Here is a 24,401-nt window from a genome sequence, read left to right on the forward strand (position 1 = left end):
TTAACTGTTGCACCTAAACACCACTTACTTGGCGTAATCCTCGGTCGGAATGCAGGCACAGAACAGGTTGCGATCGCCGTAGACGTCGTCGATGCGGTTCACAGAGGGCCACAACTTGGCGGCGCGCACGGCGTCGGACGGGAACACCGCCTCGGCGCGGCTGTAGCCACGGGACCACTCTGCATCCATCACGTCGTCCTGGGTGTGCGGCGCATGGACCAGCGGGTTGTCGGTCAGGCTCCACTGCCCCTCCTGCACCTTGGCAATCTCGGCGCGGATGGACGTCATCGCCTCGACGAAACGATCCAGCTCGCGCTTGGATTCCGACTCGGTCGGCTCGACCATCAGGGTACCCGCTACCGGGAAGCTCATGGTCGGCGCGTGGAAGCCGTAGTCCATCAACCGCTTGGCTACGTCCATCTCGCTGATGCCGGAAGCCTCCTTGAGCGGACGGATATCCAGGATGCACTCGTGGGCTACCCGACCGTTACGGCCGGAGTAGAGCACCGGGAAGGATTCCCCCAGCTTCTTGGCCAGATAGTTGGCGTTGAGGATGGCCACCTGAGTGGATCTCTTCAATCCTTCGTCACCCAGCATGGCGATATACATCCAGCTGATGGGCAGGATGCTGGCCGAACCGAACGGTGCAGCCGACACGGCGCCGTTATCACGGCTCTCCTTGTCGGTCTTGACTACGGCGTGACCGGCCACGAACGGTGCCAGATGCTTCTTCACGCCGATGGGGCCCATGCCCGGGCCGCCACCGCCGTGAGGAATGGCGAAGGTCTTGTGCAGGTTGAGGTGAGAGACGTCCGCCCCGATAAAGCCCGGCGCCGTCAACCCGACTTGCGCGTTCATATTGGCGCCGTCCAGATAGACCTGACCACCGTGCTGGTGAACGATGTCGCACACCTCCTTGATGGTCTCCTCATACACCCCGTGGGTGGAGGGGTAGGTCACCATCAGACAGGAGAGTTGATCCCCCGCCTCGGCCGCCTTGGCGCGCAGATCGTCGAGATCCACGTTGCCGGACTTGTCACAGGCGGTGACGATCACCTTGAGCCCCGCCATCTGGGCAGAGGCCGGGTTGGTGCCGTGGGCAGAAGCCGGAATGAGGCAGATGTCGCGATGCCCCTCGCCGCGGGATTCGTGGTACTTCTTGATGGCGAGCAGACCTGCGTATTCGCCCTGGGCACCGGAGTTGGGCTGCATGCAGACCGCATCGTAACCGGTCACCTTCACCAGCCAGTTTTCGAGGTCGGCCAGCAGCAGCTGATAGCCCTTGGCCTGGGCCAGCGGCGCGAACGGGTGCAACTTGCCGAACTCGGGCCAGGTCACCGGGATCATCTCGGCGGTGGCGTTGAGCTTCATGGTGCAGGAGCCGAGTGAAATCATGGCGTAGTTGAGCGCCAGATCCTTGGCTTCGAGACGGTGGATATAACGCAGCATCTCGGTTTCGGAGTGGTACTTGTTGAACACCTCGTGGGTCAGCACGGCGTCGGTGCGCAGCAGATCCTGCGGGATGGCGTGATGGGCCTGCGCCGCCTTGTCGAGGGCCTCGATGTCGAGGCCATGGCCTGCCCCTAGGAACAGTTCGAACAACTCGGCCACATCGCCACGGGTAGTGGTTTCAGAGAGGGAGATCCCTACCGCACCGTCGAGGTCTGCACGCAGGTTGATGCCATTAGCTTCAGCCTTGGCAATAAGTGCTGCTTTATCTGCCGTCAGCACGGTCAGGGTATCGAACCAGCTGGCATGCTTGAGGGGCATGCCCTTGGCCTTGAGGCCAAGCGCCAGAATGGTAGTGAGACGGTGCACGCGGGAGGCGATGGTTTTCAGCCCTACCGGACCGTGGTAAACGGCGTAGAAGCTAGCCATATTGGCCAGCAGCACCTGCGCGGTACAGATGTTGGAGTTGGCCTTCTCGCGGCGGATATGCTGCTCGCGGGTCTGCATCGCCATACGCAGGGCGGCTTTGCCGCGGGCATCTTTGGAGACACCGATAATGCGGCCCGGCATGGAGCGCTTGTAGGCATCGCGGGTGGCGAAGAAGGCGGCGTGGGGGCCACCGTAGCCCATGGGCACGCCAAAGCGCTGGGCGGAGCCCAACACCACATCGGCACCCAGCTCGCCCGGGGATTTGAGCAGCAGCAGAGAGAGCAGATCGGCGCTGACGCATGCCAGTCCTTTCTGGGCCTGTACGGCGGCAATCAGAGCGCGCAGATCTTTCACCTCACCTGTGGTGGTGGGGTACTGGAACAGGGCACCAAACACCTCTTCGCTCACCGCATCGCTCGCGGCGCCAACCGCCACGTCAAAACCAAAGTGAACCGCACGCTCCTTGACCACGTCGATCACCTGCGGGTGCACATCATCGGCCACGAAGAAGAGGTTGGATTTGGACTTGGCCATCCGCTTGGCCAGCGCCATCGCCTCGGCGGCGGCGGTCGCTTCATCCAGCAGGGAGGCACTCGCCAGATCCATGCCGGTCAGATCCAGCGTCAGCTGCTGGAAGTTGAGCAGGGCTTCGAGACGGCCCTGTGCCAGCTCGGGCTGATAGGGGGTGTAGGCGGTATACCAACCCGGATTTTCCAGCACATTGCGCAAAATGACATGGGGCACATGGGTATCGTGATAACCCATACCGATGTAGCTCTTGGCAATCTTGTTCTGAGCGGCATAGCCCCTGAGCTTGGCCAGCGCCTCCACTTCGGTCATGCCGGCACCGATCCCCAGCGGACCCGGCAGGCGAATGGCGGCGGGCACGGTCTGTTCAATCAAATCGTCCAGGCTTTCGGCCCCGACGGTCGCCAGCAGCTGGCGCAGCTCTTCCTCTCCCGGGCCGATATGGCGGCGGACAAAATCGGTTTTTTGCTCGAGTTCAAACAGTGACTGGGTCATTTCCCTATTTCCTGATAAATAAGTCCTGGCATGACATCCTGATAACCAAGACCTGATGTTCCTGATCGTCGGCTGATACCGACTCCACTCATGTTCTGGATCCCGCAGACAGGGTGCGGCACCGGATGCTGCGGCAGCATCAAGAGGGGATCGCCTTGTTTCGAACCAGCCCGTTTGCTCCCTAGGCTCCTAGACTGGCAAACGGCAGGCGCGGGCGACTTCACCCTTCCACCGGCCGGTGCTTGCCCGGCTGGCGGTCATACAAAGGGGCCCTGCTGTGTTGGCAGGGCCCGGGGGCATTACTCTTCGTCCACCACGTTCTGGTAGCCTTCGGCATCCAGCAGGTTGGCCAGCTCGCTCTCGTCATCGAGCTTGATGCGGAACAACCAGCCAGCGCTGTAGGGGTCGGAGTTGACCAGCTCGGGGCTCCCTTCCAGCTCTTCGTTGACGGCAATGATCTCGCCGCTCACCGGGCTGTAGATGTCGGAGGCCGCCTTGACCGACTCGGCCACGGCGCAGTCGTCACCGGCACTGACCTGCTTGCCCACTTCCGGCAGCTCGACAAACACCATGTCACCCAGCAGCTCCTGGGCGTGCTCGGTGATACCGACCACGGCCTCGCCGTTGGCTTCAACACGGATCCACTCGTGGGAAGTGGCATATTTCAGTTCGCTCGGGATATGGCTCATTTGTGCTTCCTTTGATCTTTGAGTCGCGTTTAAAAACGAATATGAAAAGGGATGGGGGAGGCACTGCCCTCCCCCAAGACGATGTTAAACCAGCTTCTGGCCGTTACGGACGAAAGCGGGCTTGGTGACCTTCACGGTGACCAGTTTCTTGCGGATCTCCACCTCGGCCAGTTCACCGATATCACGGGGCACCCGTGCCAGGGCAATACTGTAGCCCAGGGTGGGGGAGAAAGAGCCGGAGGTGATCACACCTTCCCGCTTCTCACCGTTTGCCGCAGTGAAGGTAACGGGCATACCGGCACGCAGCACTCCTTTCTCTTCCATCACCAGACCCACCAGCTTAGGCTGATTGCCCGCCGCTTTCTGTGCTTCCAGCACGTCGCGGCCGATAAAGTTGCGATCGCTCGGCTCCCAGGCGATGGTCCAGGCCATGTTGGCGGCCAGCGGAGAGACTGACTCGTCCATATCCTGACCATAGAGGTTCATCCCCGCTTCGAGGCGCAGGGTATCGCGAGCACCGAGACCACACGGGGCCACGCCGTTATCCAGCAGCGCTTGCCACAGCTCGCAGGCTTTCTCTTGCGGCACTACGATTTCATAACCATCTTCGCCGGTGTAGCCGGTAGTGGCGATAAAGAGATCGCCAGCCTGCACGCCGAAGAAGGGTTTCATCCCCACCACGGCGGTACGCTGAGCGGCGCTCAGCACGGCCGCAGCCTTGACCTTGGCGTTGGGGCCCTGCACCGCGATCATTGCAAGCTCGGGACGCTCGGTCACGGTGACATCAAAGTCGATGGCGTGATGGCGGATCCAGGCCAGGTCCTTCTCGCGGGTGGCGGAGTTGACAACTAGTCGGTAGAAGGTATCGGTCAGGTAATAGGTGATGAGGTCATCGATCACCCCGCCTTCCGGGTTGAGCATGCCGCTGTAGAGGGCCTTGCCGGAGACGGTGAGTTTGGCCACGTCGTTGGCCAGCAGGTGTTGCAGAAAGGCTTTGGCCCGTTCGCCGGTCAAATCGACGATGGTCATGTGGGAGACATCGAACATACCGGCATCGCTGCGCACCGCGTGGTGCTCTTCCAGCTGGGAGCCGTAGTTGATGGGCATTTCCCAACCGTGGAAGTCCACCATCTTGGCGCCGGCTTCCAGGTGTTTGGGATGCAGTACAGTAGTCTGGATCATCGCATTCTTTCCTTAGCAAAAAGCCTTTTCGCTTTGGCGACCACCCTTGCGACCCGCGCCACCGCTCTGACTGCAATACGTACAGCAAAAAGCGACCGGATCCAAAAGTGTGTGCTCGCTCCTGCCCTTGCCAGGCAAGAGGGATTCCTTGAACGGAGCGGATTATATGACAAGCAGGCGAGCGTGCCGCTCAAAAAAAACTAATCCCCTCCCGTAAAACTGACTCCAGACACTAAGATAAATGCAGTGATAAAAACAGCCATAAGCCGACTCAGGCGAGATTAAATTTTGATTTTTACCGTTTCGTCACAATTTGCAGAAAAACGTTTCGCTCCAGAGCAAAATTAAAGGCTGACACCCAAAACGGGTCATCAGCCTTGTCGGATTACTTTTGTTGTCAAAAACGGCGAGTAATATTAGTTTTTTTCACCCTTGGCCTGCATGGCACTGCCCTTGGTCGCAGCAACAGCCCAGTCAGGACGGGCCAATGCGGGCAACTCTCCCTCCAGCCCCATGGCGGCGCGGATCACCCCCTCCTTGAAGGGCGTCAGCAGATTGGCCGCGCGCAATCCCACGCCCCGCACCAGCTTCTTGAGCGGGTTGGCCCCGCTGAACAGCCGCTTGAGCCCCTCCATCGCCGCCAGCATGCGAGCCGCTTCGCTCTTGCGCCAGCGCTCGTAGCTGCGCAGGTTGGCGAGCAGGCCGATATCCTCACCCGCGGCATGATTTTGCAAGGTCTGCTCCGCCAGCGCGGCAGCATCCAGCAGGCCAAGGTTGACCCCCTGCCCCGCCAGCGGGTGGATGGTATGAGCGGCATCTCCCACCAGCACCAGCCGCTCGCGAGCAAAGTCGCGGGCATAGCGGGCAGTGAGGGGAATGGCGCTGCGCGGCCCCTCCACCTTGCACAGACCGAGCCGGGCATCGAAGGCGGCGGTAAGCTGGCGATTGAACTGCTCGTCATCGCAGGCGCAGAGCGCCTCGGCGCGGGCCGCAGGCAGCGACCAGACGATGGAACAGAGGTTCTCCTGCCACAGCGGCAAAAAGGCGAGCGGGCCATCCGGGGTGAAGATCTGGCGAGCAACAGCTTCATGGGGTTCGGCGCAGCGCACCGTCGCCACCAGCGCGTGGTGGCCATAATCCCAGCTGGTGAGCGGGATATCAGCCTGACGGCGTACCCAGGAGTGGGCGCCATCGGCGGCCACCACCAGTTTGGCAGAGATGGCCTGACCATCTTCAAGGAGCAGCAAGGCGCCCGCCGGGCCGCTCTGCAGGCTCTTGGCTCTGGCGGGGGTCAGCAACTGGATATTGCTGGCACCTTCAATTGCCTCAAGCAGCGCCAGCTGGATCACCCGATTCTCGACGATGTGGCCGAGGTTGGCCTGACGCAGGCTGGCGGCATCGAAGTTGATATGGCCAAAACTGTCCTGCTCCCACACCGCCATCTTGTCATAGGCCTGCAGGCGGCGCGCTTCAATGCCGTCCCAGGCGCCGACATGGCGCAGGATCTGCTGGCTGGCCAGACTCAGGGCGCTGACCCGGTTATCGGCCACCTCCCCCAGCTGCGGGTCGGGCAGTTGTCCCTCCACCACCAGCACCTTGAGGGCGCTATGTTTCAAGGCCGCAGCGAGCCCCAGCCCCACCATGCCGCCACCTACAATCACCACATCCACATTTTGCATCTGCATCATCTCATCCTTTCAGGGCTGACCGGCTGGCCAGCGAGGGGACGCCCGCAGGCATCACCTCTTTATTCAATAGGTTTTGATCAACGAATGGCGGTCAACAGGTTCCACTCAACAAGTGCTGGCTAGTTGCCGCACACATCAGCGACAAAGCCCAAGGTGCGCGAGGCAAGCGGCGCCTTGAGGCACGGGAATCGCCCCATCAGGGTGAGCGCCAGATTGCGCCCCGCCACCAACGGATCGTGACCATTGGAGAAGAGCTGGGCCAGCGAAGAGGTGAGCCAGACGGTCTGCTCCTGATCGCGCTGACGCTGCTGCCAGTAGCCACTCAGTACCTTGAAGCTGCCGATATCCTCCCCCTCTGCCAACGCCTTGGCTACGGCACCGGTAAGCAGGTCCAGATCCCGCATCCCGAGGTTGAAGCCCTGTCCGGCAATCGGGTGCAGGGCGTGGGCGGCATTGCCCACCAGCACGGTGCGCTGGGCCAGCGGGTAATCGCAGGCGGTCAGAATGAGCGGATAGACGTGACGCACGCCGCATCGCTCGAAGCGACCGAGCCGCCAGCCAAAGGCCTGCTGCAGACGGGCAAGAAACGCCGCCTCATCGAGGGCCATCAGCTCATCCACCTCATGCTGCCCGACGCTCCACACCAGCGAGGAGAGCCCCTCCTGCATCGGCAGCAGGGCCAACGGCCCCCCTTCGGTAAAACGCTCGAAGGCGCGTCCCTCAGGGTCTTGCGCCGTTTTGACCGTGGCGATGATGGCGTGCTGCTCAAAGTCGTGGCGGGTCACCGGCAACTTGAAGTGCTGACGCACAAAGGAGTTGCCGCCGTCTGCCGCCACCAGCAGGCGGGTCTCAATCTGTTCACCGCTCTCGAGGGTGAGGGTCACCTTCTCCTCATCGGGCACAATCTCGCTCACCCGTGCCGGACAGCAGACCCGGATATTGGGAGAGGCCGCCATCGCCCGTTGCAGCTCCTTGCCGGCGGATGCCAGCTCGATCACCTGGCCCAGCGCGGGCAGACCGTATTCGGCAGCCGACAGGCTAGCCTGACCGAAGTGGCCCCGATCCGAGACATGGATCTGGGTAATGGGGGCGCAATGGGGGGCAAACAGCGGCCAGAGTCCGCATCGCAACAGCGCATCACAGGTACCGGCCGAGAGCGCAATGGCGCGGGCGTCGAACCCTGAATGGGTGTGCTGTTCGGGGACGCTTGCCTCCAGCAGCAGGATCTCGAGGGGGGAGCCATCGGATCGAAGCAGGGCTGCCAGCGAGAGGGCCAGCACGGCACCGCTCATTCCACCGCCGACCAGGGTGACATCGACCTGTCGCACATCAGATTGAGACATAAGCAGAGAGGAAGAAGTGAAAAAGGTGGCCTCATGCTATCACAAAGCCGCTGGCCGAATGCGAGGTCACCGGCAAAAAACCGGTTGCGCCTCACAGGGTTAGCTACTACAAGGAAATAAAAAAGAGCGCCATCAGGCGCTCTTGCAGATTCAGTAAGGGTCTCGTTGACCCGCACCTCAATGAAGGGTCGGCGGCGCGCTCGGGGTATCGGGGCGCTTGCCAAACTCTTCGAAGGCCATCATGACACCCAGTTTGACGTGTTCGTAGAGCACCAGGAAGGAGGCTTCGTTCTCGTCATCTTCCTGATCGAACTCGGCGGAGACCTGAGTGATGCTGGCGATATCCTGGATCATCTCCTGCAGCTCTTCCGACGCGCGGGAGAGCTCCTGCTGCACCACGCCAAAACCGGCCAGAAATGCCTGTGACCAGTCCACCAGCGAATCGATGCGCTCATCGAGGGGAGCATCATCACTTGGCAGCAGCAGCTCGACGCCCTTCTGGGCCATCAGGCTCTCAACCACATTGTGATAAAGATCGGTCATCACCTGGCGCACCGGGGCTGGCAGGCCGAAACCGTCGTTCACCAGATCGTTGAAATGGGGCAGCCAACTCTTGTCGTCCAGTGCCACACCACCGCACACCAGACCGCAGATCACAGCATGGGCCTCTACTGCGCTGGCCATCAGCTCATGTTGTTCCATGATGTCGGCCACTGCCGCATATTTAAGGGGGTTCGTTTTGCTCATCGAGGATCCGCTCAAAGTTCAGTCAAATTTGCAGAATTAATGGTCAGGATCCTAGCATTCTCCCTCTTGCAGAGCCAGCAAGGCCTTGAAACTTATGCATCTGCGCTATATAGTCCCGCCCAGTTGTCCACGTGGATAAAGGCGGAAATCAGCTCCGCCGTATTGAGGAAGGCATGAGCACAGAGGCCGTAGAAATCGTCATTTTGGGACGTCCCTACAAGGTATCCTGTCCCTTGGGACAGCAGGATGCCCTGCGCCAGGCCGCCGAGCAGCTGACCGACAAGTTGATCGACCTGCGTCAACGCTCCAAAGTCTCCAGCAACGAGCAATTGGCTATCATGGCGGCGCTCAATTTCTGTCATGAGCTCTGCCTTGAAAAAGAGAAGAACCACCAATACTCTGAGACCATGGACAAGCGGATCAAGATGCTGCAGCGCACCATCGAAGCGGCCCTGATCGAGCACGGACAATATGGTGATTCCAGCGAAGAGGGGCAACAGCCCTAATCGCAAACCGTTTTAAAATTCCCTGGGATGTTTGTCAGCCGGTTCAAGTCCCCGAGCCGATATTCATACCAAACAGGGGATCTGCCTTCTGGCTATTGCGCATGCTCGGCACGACCGAGAAGCCTGCGGTCAGATCCGATCCCCGCCTTGAACCGACGGTTCAAGGGCCCAAACCGGCAACGGCATCTCGGGGTACCAACAGCAAAAGCCCGTCACCAGCGTGACGGGCTTTTTCTTTGCCTGATGATCAACGAACTGTCCCGTCCTGAATATGGTTTACACCTTTCCCCCCAATAAATGGAGAACCCGATGGGACAAGGTGTGAAACGGACACTGCCATAACGACAAAGCCCGCCAAACAGGCGGGCTTTGTTTTGCAACTGGCAAGCAAATTTAGATGGCCATCTGCTCGTGGGGGGAGCCGTGGTGGCGCAGCCAGACAAAACTCAGCGCCACGATCAGCACCATCAGGGTCATGATGGCACCCAGCGTCACCTGACCGGTCATCGGGAAACCGGCCGCCAGCAGGGTCACCACACCGGCCCCCAGATTCTGCATCCCGCCGAGAATGGCACCCGCGGTGCCGGCCTGCCCCGGGAAGGGCTCGATGGCACAGGAAGTGGCGGTCGGGTAGAGAATGCCGCTACCGATGAAGTAGACGGCCGCACCACCGACCAGCGAAGCGGCACTCACCACCCCGAACAGCCCCGGCACCAGAATGATCAGCGACCCCAGCGCCAGAAAGGCGATACCCAGACGCATCAGCTTGCCCTGGCTCAGGCGAAAGCTCAGCTTGGCAGAGAGCCAGGCACCGAACAGATAGCCGGGCAGCGGCAGCACGAACAGCACACTCACGGTACGGGCGCTCAGTTTCAGCACATCGCCGAGCAGCACACCGGCCGCCGCTTCAAATACCGCGAGTCCCGCAAAGGTCGCCATCAGGCAGAGCAGGTTGCCCTGAAACTTGGGGTTGCCCAGTACATGGCGATAGGCAGCACCGACGCGCAGCGGCTGACGGGCAGCAGCAGGCAGCGTCTCACCAAACCAGGCCATGATCGCCAGAGTGGCTACGGCACCAAAACCGAACAGGAACCAGTAACCGGCACGCCAGTTGAACAGCTCGGTCAGCCAGCCCCCAAGCACAGGCGCCAGCAGCGGGGAGAAGATCACCCCCATGCTCACCAGACTGTTGGCGCGGTTGAGCTCGGCGCCGTTGTAGCGATCGCGCATCACGGTACGGCTCATGGCGCCACCGGCACCGGTACCCAGCCCCTGAATAAAGCTGCCCACCAGCAGGGCGGCAAAATGGGGGATGACCTGAATGATCAGGGTGCCCACCAGAAACACCATCATGCCGACGATCAGCACCGGACGACGACCGATGCGATCCGACAGCGGTCCGTAGACAAACTGGGAGAGGCCATAGGGGATCAGGTAGCAGGCCATCACTGCCTGCAGCTGGCCCGAAGCCACATTGAAGTCCCCCGCAATCATGGGAATGGAGGGGACATAGAGGGTCTGGGTCATCTGGCCCACAGCGACCATCAAAATGGTCAGTAAAAACAACGGATAAAAACTGTGCCGATCCATATCAGTCCCAAAAAATCGAAAAAAAGCTGCCGCCCTCTGGCACAAAATGGCCCAGAGGAATCTGATCACAGAGGCTGTGATGCAATCAAAAACAGTGTTGGAAACAGTATGCGGGGAGCCCGCCAGACCACCGCACAGGACGCTTGGTGGTATGGGGGCATCATAGTGATTCAGCTCACAGAAAACGAACGAATCTTTATAATCGGCTTGCCTTAGTTTTTCTAATATTACGGGGCAATACGCCCCGTCTGCGGTTCAAAATCAACGTGTTACCATCTGTTGTGCCTGTTTGATCAGCTCATCCGGCTGCTCTTTGCGCGGCGGTATGGTGATCCCCTTCTGGCAGGCAGGCTTCTCGGCCATCCGATCCATCCAGGCTTGCAGATGGGGTAACCCTTCGATGGAGATGCCGCTCCAGTCATAAATCCGCACCCAGGGCCAGGTGGCGATATCGGCGATGCTGTACTCGTCCGCCAGATATTCGTGATGAGCCAGATGGCTGTCGAGCACCTCGAACAGGCGGCGCCCCTCCTTCTGGTAGCGTTCGATGGCGGCGGGGATCTTCTCGGGGAAGTAGCGATAGAAGACATTGGCCTGTCCCATCATGGGCCCTACCCCGCCCATCTGGAACATCAACCACTGAATGGCCTGAGAGCGGCGTTTGGGATCCGCCGGCAACAGTTTGCCCGCCTTCTTCGCCAGATAGATAAGGATGGCCCCCGACTCGAATACGGCGAAATCGTCGTTATCCCGATCGACGATAGCCGGAATACGGCCATTTGGGTTGATGGCGAGAAACTCGGGCTTCTTCTGATCCAGTGCCGACAAATCGAGGGGAATGACCCGATAGGGTAATCCCAGCTCTTCCAGTGCAATGGCCACCTTGAAGCCATTGGGGGTTGCGGCGGTGTAAAAGTCGATCATGATTCACTCCTTGTTGGTCATAGCCAGATTGCACGGTTGGAACTGGGTGCAACACCATAGCCGCCTCATCTTGCAACAAGTGACCACCTCCAGACCATTAAAAAGCGGCGCACCGTAGGCCAAACAAGGCCACGGTGCGCCGCTGGTGCGCTCTGGCAATGGTAGATATTAGTTGATCACGGCGACCGGCTTGCGCTGGCGCAGCATGATCAGGCGGGAAAGCAGCGGGAAGTAGGACTCCAGCTTGCGCAACAGCACCCGGCTGCAGGCAGGCTCGGCCAGCTCCGACTCATCCAGCACGATGCCGTTTGAGACAAAATAGAAACGGGGGTCACGCACATCCGGCCCGCAGACCGTCAGCTCCTTGTCTCCCTTGCGGATCAACAGCGGCAAGACCGGCAAACCGATCGTCTCATCCTCTCCCCGGGCAAATCCGGCATCCTGCCAGGGCGCATCGCCGTCGATCAGCAGGATCGCCGCCTCCGTCTTGGCCGGTTGCCACTGGGCCAGGGGGGTCACGGTGATGTGGGCAAAGTGATCACCATACTCGGGTGATGACCGCAAGATGGCCAACAGTCCCTCGCTGGCCGCAGACACGTTCTGACTCACTAATGACAAATTCATGGTTCACATCCCTATGCTCATGACAGCCTGTATCCGGCTGCTGGGATAAGACTAGCGCAGATCTGGTCTATATTGGAGCCGTCAAATCTGGCAGTGGTAATCAATTGGTCGTAGGGGGATAACAGTTGCCATCGTACAAAATACTGGTATCATACCGCGTCCTTTTATCCCCCGTTCTTTAACATCCAGTGGTGAACCTATGCATCCGATGCTGAATATCGCCGTGCGCGCTGCGCGCAACGCCGGTCAAGTTGTAGTAAAAGCCTTCTCCCAGCCCGAGAACATTGAGGCTATCCAAAAAGGCAGCAATGACTTCGTGACCAACGTTGACCGTGAAGCCGAAGCGGCCATCATTCACACCATCAAAAAATCTTACCCTGAGCACAGCATTGTTGCTGAAGAGTCTGGTGAGATTGCCGGTACCAATCCGGACTACCAATGGATCATTGACCCACTGGATGGCACGACCAACCTTGTCAAAGGCATTCCGCACTTTGCCGTTTCCATCGCCCTGCGCGTGAAAGGCAAAACCGAACAAGCCGTTGTTTACGATCCCATCCGTGACGAGCTGTTTACTGCTACCCGTGGTAGCGGCGCACAGCTGAACGGCTACCGTATCCGTGTCGGCAAAGCCAAAGAGCTGGCTGGCACCGTACTGGCTACCGGTTTCCCCTACAAACAAAAGCACCACATCGAGTCCTACCTGAAAATGTTCCAGAGCATGTTCATCGAATGTGCCGACATCCGTCGCTCCGGCTCTGCCGCACTGGATCTGGCCTACGTGGCTGCCGGTCGCGTCGACGGTTTCTGGGAAATCGGCCTCAAGCCCTGGGACACCGCTGCCGGTGAACTGCTGGCCAAAGAAGCTGGCGCCATCGTCACCGACTTCGTAGGTGGTCACAACTACGAAAACTCCGGCAACATCGTGGTTGCCAACCCGCGCGTCCTGAAAGAGATGCTCGGCAAGATCCGTGAAGAGCTGCCGGAGTCCCTGGCGAAATAAGCCAGCTTCCCTGCATTCACCAATATAAAAAAACCGGCGCAAGCCGGTTTTTTTGTTTCTGTTATCCGAACACCAAGGCAGACATCTGCAGCTGATTTAAAAGAGTTAGCGATGCATCCCCACTTGCCACTCAACATCCACTTCAGTCATTTGCAAACAACCCCTCTTGCCCCCCCGCCTTTGGCTACCGATAAGATTCCCATGTGGTTGCTTGGATAAACTCTTTCCAGATTTTCAGATAGCGGCAATCGCCTTGCAGGCATGGACAAGGGGCGGCCAAGTGGATGTAATGCCACCATCCACTTTGCACACCTTGAGGTCATGCCATGGACCATCTCTCAGCTCTTCCTCCGTTATCCTGGTCACAGCAACTGCGCAGCCAGATGCAAAGCCGCCCGCTCACTGCCCTCGGTCTCTTTATCGCGCTGGCTGCCGTCTTGTTACTGCTGTTGCAAAGTCTCATCATGCTTGCTACCGGTGAGGTGACCAGCGGCGTGCGCTACGGCCTTGTCGGTGGTGCTGCCGGGTTTGCCGCCACCGCCATCGGCGCCCTGCCCGCTCTGTTTCTGCGCTCGGTACCACAAAAGGTAGAGGACACCATGCTGGGCTTTGCCGCCGGCATGATGCTGGCGGCCAGTGCCTTCTCCCTGCTGCTGCCGGGGCTGGAGGCCGCCGAGGGGATCACTGGCAACGGCTTCAGTGCCGCCGCCGTGGTGGTGGTCGGCATGACCCTCGGGGTGCTGTTGATGCTGGGACTGGATCAGTTCACCCCCCACGAGCATGACAAGACCGGCCCCTGCGGCCCCGGCCATGAGAGCTGCTCCCGGGTCTGGCTGTTCGTCTTTGCCATCGCCCTGCACAACCTGCCGGAGGGGATGGCCATCGGGGTCAGCTTCTCGCAGGGGGATATGTCGGTGGGGCTGCCGCTTACCACTGCCATCGCACTGCAAGATATTCCGGAAGGATTGGCGGTGGCGCTGGCCATGTGCGCCGCCGGTTTTCGCCCCTCGGTGGCGGTGCTGGTCGCCATCGCCAGCGGCCTGCTCGAACCGGTTGGCGCCCTGCTCGGGGTGGGGCTCTCCAGCGGCCTTGCCATCGCCTACCCCATCGGACTTGGGCTCGCCGCCGGCGCCATGCTGTTTGTGGTCTCGCACGAGGTAATTCCGGAGACTCACCGCAACGGTCACCAGACCTATGCCACCCTCGGCCTGATGGCAGGCTTTGCCCTGATGATGACCCTCGATACCGCGCTCGGCTAAAGGCCCTCGCCGTGCCTCATCAATGCTTTTTGTCACCCGCGGCGCTCCCATATGGAGCGCCGCGTTTCATCTCTCCTTTCGCTTGCGCCTCTCGGCGCCGACGCCATCTTTTGTTATGATCTACAGCAACTTAAATTCAGCCACACGGCTATCAAGACGAGGTCAGTAATGAAAGTAGGTATTATCGGCGCCATGGAGCAAGAAGTGGCCCTGCTGCGCAGCCAGATGAGCAACCCCACCACCCTGCAACTGGGCGGCTGCGAGTTCTATCAAGGGGAGCTGGCAGGCAAAGAGGTGATCCTGACCCGCTCCGGTATCGGTAAGGTCGCCGCCAGCGTGGCCACCAGCCTGCTGCTGGAAAAATTTGCCCCCGACTGCGTCATCAATACCGGCTCTGCGGGCGGCTTTGCCCAAGACCTGCATATCGGTGATGTGGTGATCGCCAGCGAGATGCGTTTCCACGATGTGGACGTGACCGCCTTTGGTTACGAGATGGGCCAGATGGCGCAGCAACCCGCCGCCTTCCCCTGCGACGAGAAACTCATCGCGGTCGCTCAGGATTGCATCGCCGAGCAGGGCAAGCACCAGACCAAGGTCGGCCTTATCTGCACCGGCGATCAGTTCATGTGCAAACCGGACGCCATCGCCAAGGCTCGCGCCGACTTCCCGCAGATGCTGGCGGTCGAGATGGAAGGTGCAGCGATCGGTCAGGTGTGCCACATGTTCAAGGTGCCCTATCTGGTGGTACGCGCCATGTCCGATATCGCTGGCAAGGAACAGGTTGAATCCTTCGATGCCTTCATCGAAGTGGCCGGCAAGCACTCCGCCGAAGTGATCATCAAGATGCTCGGCAAGCTGTGATCGAGACCGGCTCGCTTGATTTGATGGCCGACGCCCTCCTTTCTACGATGGCGGCCATTCTGGTGGGGGCAGCCCTGCTGGAGGCGGTGATCCCGTGGCCATCCCATCTGCGTCTTTCGGCCGTCACGCCCTTGCTGACCCGGCTGGGGCACAAGGTGCACAGACCCGATGGTTCACCCGGCCAGCAAATGCAGGCAGGCCTGCTGGCAATGCTGGTAGTCTGGCTCCCCTGCGCTGCCGGGCTCTGGTCGCTGCGCAATCTGGCCCTGAGCGAGCCGCTGTTTGACCTGCTGTTTCTGCTGTTGATGATCGAATCTCGTCCACTACGGGAACTCGCCCATGCCACCCGCTCGCTCGCTACGCAGGAGACGCTGCCGCTGGCGAGATTGCAGTACGCCCCCTGGCTCAAACGGGAAACCGGCAAACTCTCGGCCATGGGGCTCGCCAAAGCGGTGACGGAGAGCTGCGCCCTGCGTCTGATCGGCCAATGGGCTGGCCCGCTGCTGGGATTTGCCCTGGCTGGCGTACAGGGCGCCCTGCTCTGGCGACTGGTGCAGCTGATGAATCAGAGTTGGAGCCGCAAAGATCCCGCCTTCGACCACTTTGGTCGCGCCGCCAGCGCCCTCTATCAGGGGCTCAATGTCTCCGTCATTTTGCTGCTTGGGCTGCCACTGCTGGCAAGCCGTATCAAACAGGCAGCACAGCTGCTGCGAAGTGGGGCGCTCTGGCCCTATCCCGCCATGGGGATGCTGCTCACTCTGCTAGTAGATAAGTGCCGGACCCGCCTTGGCGGCCCTCGCTACTATCAGGGAACCTTGCAACGCTGGCCGATACTTGGTAGAGGTGATGACCCCGATGGTGAGTCACCGCGCAAGGTGCTCAATATTCTGCAAGGAATTGGCTGGGGCTGGTTGATGCTGGCGCTGCTTGTCACTGTGGCGGGGTTATTTCATGGTTAGATGGTTGCGATTGCCTATCTGGCTGCCCTGCGTGCTGCTTGCCTGGTTGCCCGGTGTCCTGCAGGCCGCGACCCCGAACCGGGTGGTGAGCGTGGTGCCCCATCTTACCGAGCTGCTTTATGACATCGGCGCCGGTGACAAGCTGGTGGCCATCGACGATGCCTCAGACTATCCCCCCGAGGTCAAAACCAAGCCAAAGGTGGCGAATTATCGCAGCATCAACGTCGAGGCAGTACTGGCGCAAAAGCCGGACCTCATTCTCGGCTGGCGCTCGGCTCAGTCACGGATGCTGGCCCCACTGGAGCAGCTGGGTGTCCCGGTGTTCTACTCTGAGCCTACCGATTTTGCCTCGCTGGCGACCGAGATGCGGGCGCTGGGCAAATTGCTGGGGGTGGAAAAAAGTGCCAACGAAGCTGCCGATCGCTATCTGGCACGTCTGCATTCCCTGCAACAGCGCTATGGCAGGCCAACCGGCGTCAAGGTGTTCTACCAGCTCTGGTATCCGCCGCTCACCAGCGTGAGCGGCAACGCCTGGCCCGCCCAAGCCATCGAGCTCTGCGGCGGGATCAACATCATGGCGAATGCCAAGACCCCTTACCCTCAAGTGGACATGGAACAGGTGATCAGGGCCAACCCATCGCTGATCCTGGCGGGGAGTCAAGATCCTGACGCTCTGCGTCACTGGCAGAAGTGGCCTAATCTCGACGCTGTACAGCATCAGCGACTCGATTTAATCAACTCGGATGAGCTGCACCGTTTCACCCCGAGAGCCCTCAATGCGGTGGCGGATATATGCAGAGCAATCAGAAAGTAACAAAAGCCAAAGAGATCAAGACCTGAGTGATGCCCTTGGCTTTAAAACCGTTTTTATGAATTGATCACACTCTTTACAGAAAAAGCTGGTACTTTATTTGCTAGCATATGATTCATCTACTGTTTTTGAGACGAGATGCCCACAATGTTCAACGATAAAACGCTACTGATCACAGGTGGCACTGGCTCGTTTGGCCAGCGATTGGTCAAGACAGTACTGGAACGTTATAAACCCAAACGCCTTATCATCTATTCTCGCGACGAGCTGAAGCAGTTCGAGATGCAGCAAGAGTTCAACGACCCCTGCATGCGTTATTTCATTGGGGATATCAGAGACGCCAACCGCCTCACCATGGCAATGCGTGGAGTGGATTACGTGGTTCATGCTGCCGCACTCAAGCAAGTGCCCGCCGCTGAATACAACCCCATGGAGTGTATTAAAACCAATATCCATGGTGCAGAGAACGTCATCCAGGCCGCTTTGCTCAATCAAGTCAAAAAAGTTATTGCCCTCTCCACTGACAAAGCCGCCAATCCAATCAATCTCTACGGTGCCACCAAACTGGCATCAGACAAGCTCTTCGTGGCAGCAAACAACATCGCGGGGCAAGATCCCACCCGTTTTGCCGTAGTCCGCTACGGCAACGTGGTCGGTTCTCGCGGCTCTGTCGTCCCCTTCTTCCAAAAGCTGATTGATCAGGGTATTGATGCCTTGCCCATTACCCATGAGGAGATGACGAGATTCTGGATCACCTTACAGCAAGGGGTGGATTTCGTGCTGGACAATTTTGGCCGCATGAAAGGGGGGGAGATATACGTTCCCAAATTGCCATCTGTTCGCATCACCGATTTGGCAAGTGCCATGGCTCCAAGCCTGCCACACAAGATCATCGGTATCCGCCCTGGAGAAAAGCTTCACGAAGTGATGTGTCCTGCCGATGACTCTTACCACACCTTTGAATTTGATGACTTCTTCGTGATCGGCCCAACAATCAACTTCAATAATCGCAACAACGACTTCTCCAAGACAGCTGCGGGCGAAAAAGGAAAGATGGTCGAGCAGGGATTTGAATACAACTCTCGAAGCAACCCTGACTTTTTCTCCATTGAACAGCTGCAGAAGATGAACCAGAGCAAGATAGCAGAATGATCCCCTACGGCCGTCAATCTATCAGCCAGGCAGATATCGATGCTGTCGTGGAAGTTCTCAAGTCCGACTTCCTGACCCAAGGGCCGGTCGTTCCACGCTTCGAGCAAGCGGTTGCCGACTACTGTGGAGCTAAATTCGGGGTGGCGGTCAATTCAGGTACTGCTGCACTCCATATCGCCTGTATGGCGCTGGGCGTCGGCCACGGGGATTGGGTCTGGACATCGCCCATCAGCTTCGTTGCATCCGCCAACTGTGCTCTCTATTGCGGTGCACAAGTCGACTTCGTCGACATTGAGCCCGATACAGGGAACATGTGCGCAGTGGAGCTGGAGAGGAAACTGATTGCCGCCCAGGCGGAAGGAAAACTACCCAAAGTAGTAATACCGGTACACTTCGCCGGCCTCCCCTGCGACATGCAGGAGATCCACCGCCTGGGGCAAGAGTACGGTTTCCGGATCATCGAGGATGCCTGCCACGCCCTCGGTGCCCGTTATCATGGTGAGTCTACCGGCAATGGCCGCTATAGCGACATCACCATCTTCAGCTTCCACCCGGTGAAGATCATCACCACCGGCGAGGGTGGCATGGCGATGACCAACGACCCTGCGCTCGCCAAAACCATGCGCATGCTACGCAGCCACGGCATCACCCGCGAACCGGAAGACTTCATCAATGAACCGGACGGCCCCTGGTACTACGAGCAGCAGATGCTGGGCTTCAACTACCGCATGACGGATATTCAGGCAGCACTGGGATTGAGCCAAATGCAGAATCTGGAAAGCTGGATCGCCAAGCGAGGCGAGATTGCCCGTCGTTACTTTGAAACTTTGTCTCCTGAGCGTCTGCGCCGTTACTTCGGCGAAGAACGACGCAGCGCATTTCACCTGTATGTACATCATGTGGCACCCGAACAACGCTTTAACCTATTCCAGCTACTACGCGATCATGGGATTGGGGCCAACGTGCACTATATGCCAATCTACAAGCAGTCTTGGTATCAGCACAAACAGCAAACATCATTGCCGCAGGCTGAACAGTTCTATGCCAGTGCCATCACCTTGCCGCTTTTTCCAAGCTTGAGCTCTGCCCAGCAAGACCTCATTCACGCCCATTTGTTGTCAATGATCTGATCTCGATCCGCGGAGCGCCTTATGCAAATTCTGATCTACGGGACTTCGACCCAAGCACTTCATTTCTTACCGGCATTGGCATTGAACCATACGCTGCAGGGCTTTGTTGACAGTGATCCGGCCAAACAGGGCTCGCACTGGATGAACAAGCCGGTATATCACCCCAGTCAGCTTTCAGGCGTCCAATTCGACAAAATCTTGATCGCCAGCTCTTTTGTCAGCGAGATCAACCAGACGCTGGTAAGTTATGGAATCGAGCCGGGCACCCCCGTCGTAGAGTGTGACGAGATACTGCAGACCAGTCGCGAATATGAGAATGCCCTGCAAGCAGAGCGTTCCAAACGCGAGGATATGCTGCCGAAGATCCCCCTGCTGCAGCAGCATATCGAGGGCACAACCTTGTTGACCAATCGATTGGCTCTGCTCGAGAAGTTACCCACCCAGGGCGTCGTAGCCGAACTGGGCGTGGCGGCGGGTGATTTTAGTCGCCAGATCATGGATATCTGTGCTCCGGCGCAGCTACATCTGGTGGACATATGGGATTCGGATCGCTACGGCGAAGAGTTGTACCTGAGTGTGAACAACCATTTTCAGCAGCAACGACAGCGCGGAGAGGTGACCATTCACCGCAAACCTTCGCTGGAGGCACTGGAGAGTTTCCCGGATCAGACCTTCGATTGGGTATATATCGATACCACCCACAGTTATGAATTAACCCGAGATGAGCTCCGAGCCTGTGCCAGAAAAGTAAAATCAACCGGCATTATTGCCGGACATGACTATATGCAGGGCAATTGGCGCACTCAATATCGCTATGGCGTCATCGAAGCGGTGCATGAGTTTTGCGTGGAATATAACTACCGAGTGCTTTATTTGACGATGGATATCGCTGAGTGCCTGAGTTTTGCATTGATTAAGAATAACGATGACGGATTAGCACAATAATACCTGTCCGGGCAGTCGTATTCTGCCTGACGTGTCGTTTAGTGATTGTTGAACGCATCAGGCTCGATAACCTCACAGGATCGTGCGAGCCTACGAACCACAGCCAAGGGTATTTCAGGGATGCTTTTTAAAAAGCAGACGTAACGGAATCAGGCGGAAATCATATGTGTGGAATTTACTGCAAACTCTATAAATCAGAAGATGTTCAGCCAAATACGCGTTATGAAGATAAAACGACGTTATTAAAGCACCGAGGCCCGGATTGCCAGCAAGTCGTCTATCGAAAAAATGTCGTAATGGGACACACCAGACTCGCCATCCTCGATACACGTAACGCCGCGGCACAACCCTATAAAAATGACCGCGCCATGCTGGTTTTTAATGGCGAAATTTATAATTACAGGGAATTAGCCACACAATATCTTACAGATATCGAATTGCAAACCACCTCTGATACCGAGGTGTTGTTTGAGCTGCTAAATAGAATGGGAACCAGCGCGATTGCCAAACTGGATGGTATGTTTGCGTTTGCATATATGAATTTTGTAACGCAAGAACTGATTGTCGCTCGCGATATCAGTGGAATTAAACCGCTGTATTATATCGAAACCGACGATGCCATCGAAATTGCTTCCGAAATCAAAAGCCTTGATTATGTAATCTCGCGGGAAAAATTAAAGGATCAAATCCGGGTAGGAGCGTTTCAAGATAGCAACCTGCCGTATCAGAATGTCACGATCCTCGAGGGCGGTACCCAGCTCACTTATTCGCGCCACCAAGCCAAGTCTCAATTAAGTACCTTTGCCAATACATTATTTTTTATCGATAACAGTGTCTTTCAACGGCGCAAAACGCAATCCCTTTCCAGCCTTGTGGATGAGCTGGAAATGCTGGTGGTCAACAATGTGAAGTCCCATCTGGTCAGCGATGCGCCGCTGGCTACCCTCTGTAGCGGCGGAGTGGACTCTAGCCTGATCTCCGCCATTGCATCCCAAGCGGTGCCACTCGACCTCTATCATGCCGGCGTGGATGGCGGCGGCGGGGAAGAAGAATATGCCGAGATGGTATCCAAACATCTGGGCAAGAATATTATTTACGAAAAAATGACGGCCGAAAAATATTGGTCTGCTTTTCCATACCTAACCTATATTTCTGATTTACCCATTTATCATCCCAACGATGTCAGCCTGCACTGCATAGCCAGCAAAGCTCACTGCAATGGCATAAAGGTCATGTTATCGGGTGAAGGCGCAGATGAATTATTTGGCGGTTATTCGTGGCATCAACGCCAGATGAAGCAATATCGACTGGCCAGAATATTTGCTAGCAAAAAATCGCTGCTAACGCGGCTTTCAGGTGATTACGCGAAAACATTGCGCAATGGTTTCGAACAGTTCACGGTAGAGGACATAGCTAATTACATGCCGCTTGGCTTGGGATATTTTGATATGTCGAATGATCTGATGATGCGATCATTCTTATTCGAGAGCCAGGACTTTGCTAATTGGAAGCGGCTATCAGCAATACAGGAACAGTTCGACACATTGGCAACCACTGCGTTCGAAAAGCATATGTTGAGTGCGATCCATTTTAATTTTTATGGCCATCTCGGCAGTATATTACACCGCACAGATAGAATATTGATGGCTAACTCGATTGAAGGGCGCGTGCCGTTTTTAACGAAAGAGATCATCGATTTTTCAATGAATTTACCACTCAACCTGAAAATAAATCGACGTATCCGCAAGGACGGCAAATACCTGTTAAAGAAACTGGCTGAGCGCTATCTGCCAGAGAAGGTAATTTACCGACCTAAGGCCGGCTTCCCGGTACCGATGCAAGAATATGTGCAGCCCATCGAACGAATTTTTGAAAATGGCTATGTCATGGAGTTCACCGGCATGTCACTGCGCATGCTCAAAGAGTTCTATAGCGCCAATCCCTATTTGAAATTCAGAATACTGGCTCTTGAGGTCTATGGGCGGATCTTTATTCGGCATGAAGATTATCGCAATATCCATATAGAGTAGACATATGACGTAGTTATCACGGTTTAACTGATTGTGTTTAGCCGTGATAACCAGCCTGAGTGTATTAACATGCTAGCCATGGCTCGACAGGAAATTCACAATGCGTTCGCAGATGAAATCAACCTCATCATTCGATAAGTCAAAATACATGGGTAGTCGCACAATTGAATCAGTGAAGTTATCGGCATGCGGTAACGACCGGCCGTCGTGTTTATCTTGAAAATAGGGACTGCAGTGTAAAGATTGATAATGAAAAACTGCTTTAATTTCCGCGAGGTCCAAATATTTAATTAACTGGCTGCGCTGTTGCAGGCTGGCACAATCCAGATAAAACATATGGGCATTATTGGTGGCATAAGCAGGAATCAATGGCAATCTGATACCGTATGCAGCGACCACAGGTGTCAGCGCCTGCCAATAGCGCTGCCATATTTCCAAGCGGCGTTTTTGAATCACATCCAACTGCTCTAATTGTGCATACAAGTAAGCTGCTATAATATCGGACGGCAGGAACGAAGAGCCAATATCAACCCAGCCGTACTTATCAACCTCGCCACGAAAGAATGAACTGCGGTTTGTTCCTTTCTCGCGGATTATTTCAGCGCGATGTGCATATTGTTTATCGTTGATAACCAACAAGCCACCTTCGCCGGAAATAATGTTCTTGGTCTCGTGGAACGAGAATGTTGATAAACAGCCGACACTGCCTAATGGCCGTGATTTATAAAATGAATTGATGGCTTGTGCCGCATCTTCAACTACGGGAATATTATATTTTTCGGCGATCTGCATGATGGCATCCATATCACATGCCACTCCTGCATAATGCACGACTATGATGGCTCGTGTGCGCGGAGTAATAAGGGTTTCAATTTGCGCCGGATCAATATTTGGGTGATCGGCATAAGAATCAGCAAACACGATATTGGCACCGCGCAGGACAAATGCATTCACAGTAGAAACAAAGGTATAGCTGGGCGCTATCACCTCATCGCCAGGCTGGATGTTGAGCAGAATAGCTGCCATTTCCAAGGCATCGGTACAGGATGTCGTCAGCAACACCTTATCAAAGTGATAGCGTGACTCCAGATAATGGTGACATTTGTGCGTAAACACACCATCGCCGGAAATTTTACCACTGGCCACCGACTCGGCAATATAGACCAGCTCCCGACCATGTAGATAAGGCTTATTAAAAGGAATCATAGTGACCTGCCTTTGATGATGCATTTCTGCCGCTATCACAAGCCTAGCAAGCAAACGCCAAAATAACCTCGATAGACATCAATAATAATATCTAATCCGTGATCATTAAGTGATAACCGCACAATGCCCTATCAATATGAAATGGAAATGAGTTGTATAAATTCAAAACACCAACATTCGCAGCCGAGATCAGGGTGGTTATTTTCTGGATATCTCTGTGCTGGGCCAATTTAAAGGCCGCCTGCCACAGTGGAACCGATAGCATCGAATATTCTGCACAGGTGCCCGTCAATATCCAATCGAGATCATGACCATTCAGCGATGGCCGCTGAGCATGAAAGCCCACCGCTTTATCGCCATGTTTAGCCAAGAAAAGTTCGAATGGCGAGCAGGCTAATGCATCGATCCAGTTCGCCGTCCGCTGCTGAGCAGCCGTATAATCAACGCGCAAGTCTTCAAGCATTCTGCCGTGTTTGAAATCATCGCGCGCCATGGTTTTGATAAGTGCAATATCTTGCTGTGATTGCACTGGCACAAGGAGCAAACGGCTGCTTAGATCACGTGCAAATAAATGACGCTTTGGATTACGAAAAGATAATTCGTAGCTTAGCTCTGCATAATAAAAACCGGCGAGCTCAAGCAGGTGGCGCTTTTCTCGTACATGCTCCACTCTGGCCTGCACATATTCAAAACCTGCTTGCTTTATGAAGTCGATAGCTGAAGGTAGCAAAGCATTAAAGCCAGAACAGTCCGGGCAACCGTCCACTATTTCACATGTTTTTTTAGCCAACACGGCATCATTCCAGGGAGTAGGTCTCACTTCAATAAAGTGCGACGGCTGACCCGGCATA

22 protein-coding genes and 1 other RNA gene are annotated in these 24,401 nt (G+C 56.6%); 12 read left to right on the top strand and 11 right to left on the bottom strand.

All coding sequences use genetic code 11. From position 1 onward, the window contains the following. Nucleotides 1-24 precede the first annotated feature (24 nt). From gcvP to gcvT, 3 genes are all read right to left on the bottom strand, one after another. The gene (gene gcvP / locus OKC31_RS00760; protein WP_270655962.1) at nucleotides 25-2,901 is read right to left on the bottom strand and encodes an aminomethyl-transferring glycine dehydrogenase; all 2,877 of its coding nucleotides are present in this window, start codon (nucleotides 2,899-2,901) and stop codon (nucleotides 25-27) included. A 299-nt stretch (nucleotides 2,902-3,200) separates the two neighbouring features. Beyond that, nucleotides 3,201-3,590, bottom strand: coding sequence for a glycine cleavage system protein GcvH (gcvH, locus tag OKC31_RS00765; RefSeq protein ID WP_005333898.1), 390 nt, complete (start codon nucleotides 3,588-3,590; stop codon nucleotides 3,201-3,203). Nucleotides 3,591-3,674: 84 nt separating this feature from the next. After that, entirely contained in the window at nucleotides 3,675-4,772 is a 1,098-nt protein-coding gene (gene gcvT, locus OKC31_RS00770) for a glycine cleavage system aminomethyltransferase GcvT (protein WP_270655963.1), read from the bottom strand. Here gcvT and OKC31_RS00775 point away from each other — a divergent pair. Beyond that, nucleotides 4,749-4,976 carry a hypothetical protein gene (locus OKC31_RS00775; protein ID WP_021230880.1) on the top strand — a complete coding sequence of 76 codons (228 nt, stop codon included), beginning with the start codon at nucleotides 4,749-4,751 and terminating at the stop codon, nucleotides 4,974-4,976. The genes gcvT and OKC31_RS00775 overlap by 24 nt on opposite strands. 212 nt (nucleotides 4,977-5,188) lie before the next feature. Here the strand turns inward: OKC31_RS00775 and OKC31_RS00780 are convergent, their stop codons facing one another. From OKC31_RS00780 to OKC31_RS00790, 3 genes are all read right to left on the bottom strand, one after another. After that, nucleotides 5,189-6,457: an FAD-dependent 2-octaprenylphenol hydroxylase gene (locus OKC31_RS00780; protein ID WP_270656111.1), complete on the bottom strand. Its 1,269-nt coding sequence runs from the start codon at nucleotides 6,455-6,457 to the stop codon at nucleotides 5,189-5,191. Between the two features lie 122 nt (nucleotides 6,458-6,579). Further along, nucleotides 6,580-7,803 (bottom strand): 2-octaprenyl-6-methoxyphenyl hydroxylase, encoded by a 1,224-nt coding sequence (gene ubiH / locus OKC31_RS00785; protein WP_270655964.1) that lies wholly within the window; start codon nucleotides 7,801-7,803, stop codon nucleotides 6,580-6,582. A gap of 177 nt (nucleotides 7,804-7,980) precedes the next feature. Next, entirely contained in the window at nucleotides 7,981-8,550 is a 570-nt protein-coding gene (locus OKC31_RS00790) for a UPF0149 family protein (protein ID WP_120414004.1), read from the bottom strand. A gap of 173 nt (nucleotides 8,551-8,723) precedes the next feature. Between OKC31_RS00790 and zapA the strand changes: the two genes are divergently transcribed. Together zapA and ssrS are read left to right on the top strand one after the other, a co-directional pair. Then, nucleotides 8,724-9,056 (top strand): cell division protein ZapA, encoded by a 333-nt coding sequence (gene zapA, locus OKC31_RS00795; protein WP_005333910.1) that lies wholly within the window; start codon nucleotides 8,724-8,726, stop codon nucleotides 9,054-9,056. A 16-nt stretch (nucleotides 9,057-9,072) separates the two neighbouring features. After that, a non-coding RNA gene (gene ssrS / locus OKC31_RS00800) (6S RNA) lies at nucleotides 9,073-9,254 on the top strand. Between the two features lie 195 nt (nucleotides 9,255-9,449). On the opposite strand, the gene emrD is transcribed toward ssrS, so the two are convergent. The 3 genes from emrD to OKC31_RS00815 form a co-directional block, all read right to left on the bottom strand. Beyond that, the gene (emrD, locus tag OKC31_RS00805; RefSeq protein WP_216962037.1) at nucleotides 9,450-10,646 is read right to left on the bottom strand and encodes a multidrug efflux MFS transporter EmrD; all 1,197 of its coding nucleotides are present in this window, start codon (nucleotides 10,644-10,646) and stop codon (nucleotides 9,450-9,452) included. Between the two features lie 261 nt (nucleotides 10,647-10,907). Then, entirely contained in the window at nucleotides 10,908-11,570 is a 663-nt protein-coding gene (locus OKC31_RS00810; protein WP_270655967.1) for a glutathione S-transferase family protein, read from the bottom strand. Between the two features lie 168 nt (nucleotides 11,571-11,738). After that, entirely contained in the window at nucleotides 11,739-12,194 is a 456-nt protein-coding gene (locus OKC31_RS00815) for a hypothetical protein (RefSeq protein ID WP_005352991.1), read from the bottom strand. Nucleotides 12,195-12,393: 199 nt separating this feature from the next. Here OKC31_RS00815 and suhB point away from each other — a divergent pair, with 199 nt between their 5' ends. The 9 genes from suhB (at nucleotide 12,394) to asnB (ending at nucleotide 22,344) form a co-directional block, all read left to right on the top strand. Next, nucleotides 12,394-13,197, top strand: coding sequence for an inositol-1-monophosphatase (gene suhB, locus OKC31_RS00820; protein ID WP_005352992.1), 804 nt, complete (start codon nucleotides 12,394-12,396; stop codon nucleotides 13,195-13,197). 326 nt (nucleotides 13,198-13,523) lie between these two features. After that, nucleotides 13,524-14,456: a ZIP family metal transporter gene (locus OKC31_RS00825; RefSeq protein WP_047440409.1), complete on the top strand. Its 933-nt coding sequence runs from the start codon at nucleotides 13,524-13,526 to the stop codon at nucleotides 14,454-14,456. A 168-nt stretch (nucleotides 14,457-14,624) separates the two neighbouring features. Then, nucleotides 14,625-15,317, top strand: coding sequence for a 5'-methylthioadenosine/S-adenosylhomocysteine nucleosidase (mtnN, locus tag OKC31_RS00830; protein WP_021230869.1), 693 nt, complete (start codon nucleotides 14,625-14,627; stop codon nucleotides 15,315-15,317). After that, nucleotides 15,314-16,276, top strand: coding sequence for a cobalamin biosynthesis protein CobD/CbiB (locus OKC31_RS00835; protein ID WP_120414000.1), 963 nt, complete (start codon nucleotides 15,314-15,316; stop codon nucleotides 16,274-16,276). Before mtnN ends, OKC31_RS00835 begins: the two co-directional genes overlap by 4 nt. Then, complete coding sequence (locus OKC31_RS00840) at nucleotides 16,269-17,090, top strand: cobalamin-binding protein (protein ID WP_270655969.1); 822 nt, start codon at nucleotides 16,269-16,271, stop codon at nucleotides 17,088-17,090. The genes OKC31_RS00835 and OKC31_RS00840 overlap by 8 nt, the downstream gene beginning before the upstream one ends. A 144-nt stretch (nucleotides 17,091-17,234) precedes the next feature. Then, nucleotides 17,235-18,239 (top strand): UDP-N-acetylglucosamine 4,6-dehydratase (inverting), encoded by a 1,005-nt coding sequence (pseB, locus tag OKC31_RS00845; protein WP_270655970.1) that lies wholly within the window; start codon nucleotides 17,235-17,237, stop codon nucleotides 18,237-18,239. Beyond that, nucleotides 18,236-19,369: a UDP-4-amino-4,6-dideoxy-N-acetyl-beta-L-altrosamine transaminase gene (gene pseC / locus OKC31_RS00850; RefSeq protein ID WP_120413997.1), complete on the top strand. Its 1,134-nt coding sequence runs from the start codon at nucleotides 18,236-18,238 to the stop codon at nucleotides 19,367-19,369. The genes pseB and pseC overlap by 4 nt, the downstream gene beginning before the upstream one ends. A gap of 21 nt (nucleotides 19,370-19,390) precedes the next feature. Continuing rightward, nucleotides 19,391-20,314: a class I SAM-dependent methyltransferase gene (locus OKC31_RS00855; protein ID WP_220702410.1), complete on the top strand. Its 924-nt coding sequence runs from the start codon at nucleotides 19,391-19,393 to the stop codon at nucleotides 20,312-20,314. A gap of 164 nt (nucleotides 20,315-20,478) precedes the next feature. Beyond that, nucleotides 20,479-22,344: an asparagine synthase (glutamine-hydrolyzing) gene (gene asnB / locus OKC31_RS00860; RefSeq protein WP_270655972.1), complete on the top strand. Its 1,866-nt coding sequence runs from the start codon at nucleotides 20,479-20,481 to the stop codon at nucleotides 22,342-22,344. 72 nt (nucleotides 22,345-22,416) lie between these two features. Here asnB and rffA read toward each other — a convergent pair whose 3' ends face one another. Both rffA and OKC31_RS00870 read right to left on the bottom strand, forming a co-directional pair. Next, entirely contained in the window at nucleotides 22,417-23,550 is a 1,134-nt protein-coding gene (gene rffA / locus OKC31_RS00865; RefSeq protein WP_120413995.1) for a dTDP-4-amino-4,6-dideoxygalactose transaminase, read from the bottom strand. Nucleotides 23,551-23,641: 91 nt separating this feature from the next. After that, nucleotides 23,642-24,343 carry a hypothetical protein gene (locus OKC31_RS00870; RefSeq protein WP_147402449.1) on the bottom strand — a complete coding sequence of 234 codons (702 nt, stop codon included), beginning with the start codon at nucleotides 24,341-24,343 and terminating at the stop codon, nucleotides 23,642-23,644. Between the last annotated feature and the right edge of the window lie 58 nt (nucleotides 24,344-24,401).

This window comes from Aeromonas sp. Y293-4 (assembly GCF_027705905.1).
Lineage (GTDB): Bacteria > Pseudomonadota > Gammaproteobacteria > Enterobacterales > Aeromonadaceae > Aeromonas > Aeromonas veronii.

What these genes read in the sequence shown, in the direction of transcription:
- gcvP (WP_270655962.1), bottom strand. Translation starts at nt 2,901, where the DNA reads ATGACCCAGTCACTGTTTGAACTCGAGCAAAAAACCGATTTTGTCCGC.
- gcvH (WP_005333898.1), bottom strand. Translation starts at nt 3,590, where the DNA reads ATGAGCCATATCCCGAGCGAACTGAAATATGCCACTTCCCACGAGTGG.
- OKC31_RS00775 (WP_021230880.1), top strand. Translation starts at nt 4,749, where the DNA reads ATGCAGTACAGTAGTCTGGATCATCGCATTCTTTCCTTAGCAAAAAGC.
- gcvT (WP_270655963.1), bottom strand. Translation starts at nt 4,772, where the DNA reads ATGATCCAGACTACTGTACTGCATCCCAAACACCTGGAAGCCGGCGCC.
- OKC31_RS00780 (WP_270656111.1), bottom strand. Translation starts at nt 6,457, where the DNA reads ATGCAGATGCAAAATGTGGATGTGGTGATTGTAGGTGGCGGCATGGTG.
- ubiH (WP_270655964.1), bottom strand. Translation starts at nt 7,803, where the DNA reads ATGTCTCAATCTGATGTGCGACAGGTCGATGTCACCCTGGTCGGCGGT.
- OKC31_RS00790 (WP_120414004.1), bottom strand. Translation starts at nt 8,550, where the DNA reads ATGAGCAAAACGAACCCCCTTAAATATGCGGCAGTGGCCGACATCATG.
- zapA (WP_005333910.1), top strand. Translation starts at nt 8,724, where the DNA reads ATGAGCACAGAGGCCGTAGAAATCGTCATTTTGGGACGTCCCTACAAG.
- emrD (WP_216962037.1), bottom strand. Translation starts at nt 10,646, where the DNA reads ATGGATCGGCACAGTTTTTATCCGTTGTTTTTACTGACCATTTTGATG.
- OKC31_RS00810 (WP_270655967.1), bottom strand. Translation starts at nt 11,570, where the DNA reads ATGATCGACTTTTACACCGCCGCAACCCCCAATGGCTTCAAGGTGGCC.
- OKC31_RS00815 (WP_005352991.1), bottom strand. Translation starts at nt 12,194, where the DNA reads ATGAATTTGTCATTAGTGAGTCAGAACGTGTCTGCGGCCAGCGAGGGA.
- suhB (WP_005352992.1), top strand. Translation starts at nt 12,394, where the DNA reads ATGCATCCGATGCTGAATATCGCCGTGCGCGCTGCGCGCAACGCCGGT.
- OKC31_RS00825 (WP_047440409.1), top strand. Translation starts at nt 13,524, where the DNA reads ATGGACCATCTCTCAGCTCTTCCTCCGTTATCCTGGTCACAGCAACTG.
- mtnN (WP_021230869.1), top strand. Translation starts at nt 14,625, where the DNA reads ATGAAAGTAGGTATTATCGGCGCCATGGAGCAAGAAGTGGCCCTGCTG.
- OKC31_RS00840 (WP_270655969.1), top strand. Translation starts at nt 16,269, where the DNA reads ATGGTTAGATGGTTGCGATTGCCTATCTGGCTGCCCTGCGTGCTGCTT.
- pseB (WP_270655970.1), top strand. Translation starts at nt 17,235, where the DNA reads ATGTTCAACGATAAAACGCTACTGATCACAGGTGGCACTGGCTCGTTT.
- pseC (WP_120413997.1), top strand. Translation starts at nt 18,236, where the DNA reads ATGATCCCCTACGGCCGTCAATCTATCAGCCAGGCAGATATCGATGCT.
- OKC31_RS00855 (WP_220702410.1), top strand. Translation starts at nt 19,391, where the DNA reads ATGCAAATTCTGATCTACGGGACTTCGACCCAAGCACTTCATTTCTTA.
- asnB (WP_270655972.1), top strand. Translation starts at nt 20,479, where the DNA reads ATGTGTGGAATTTACTGCAAACTCTATAAATCAGAAGATGTTCAGCCA.
- rffA (WP_120413995.1), bottom strand. Translation starts at nt 23,550, where the DNA reads ATGATTCCTTTTAATAAGCCTTATCTACATGGTCGGGAGCTGGTCTAT.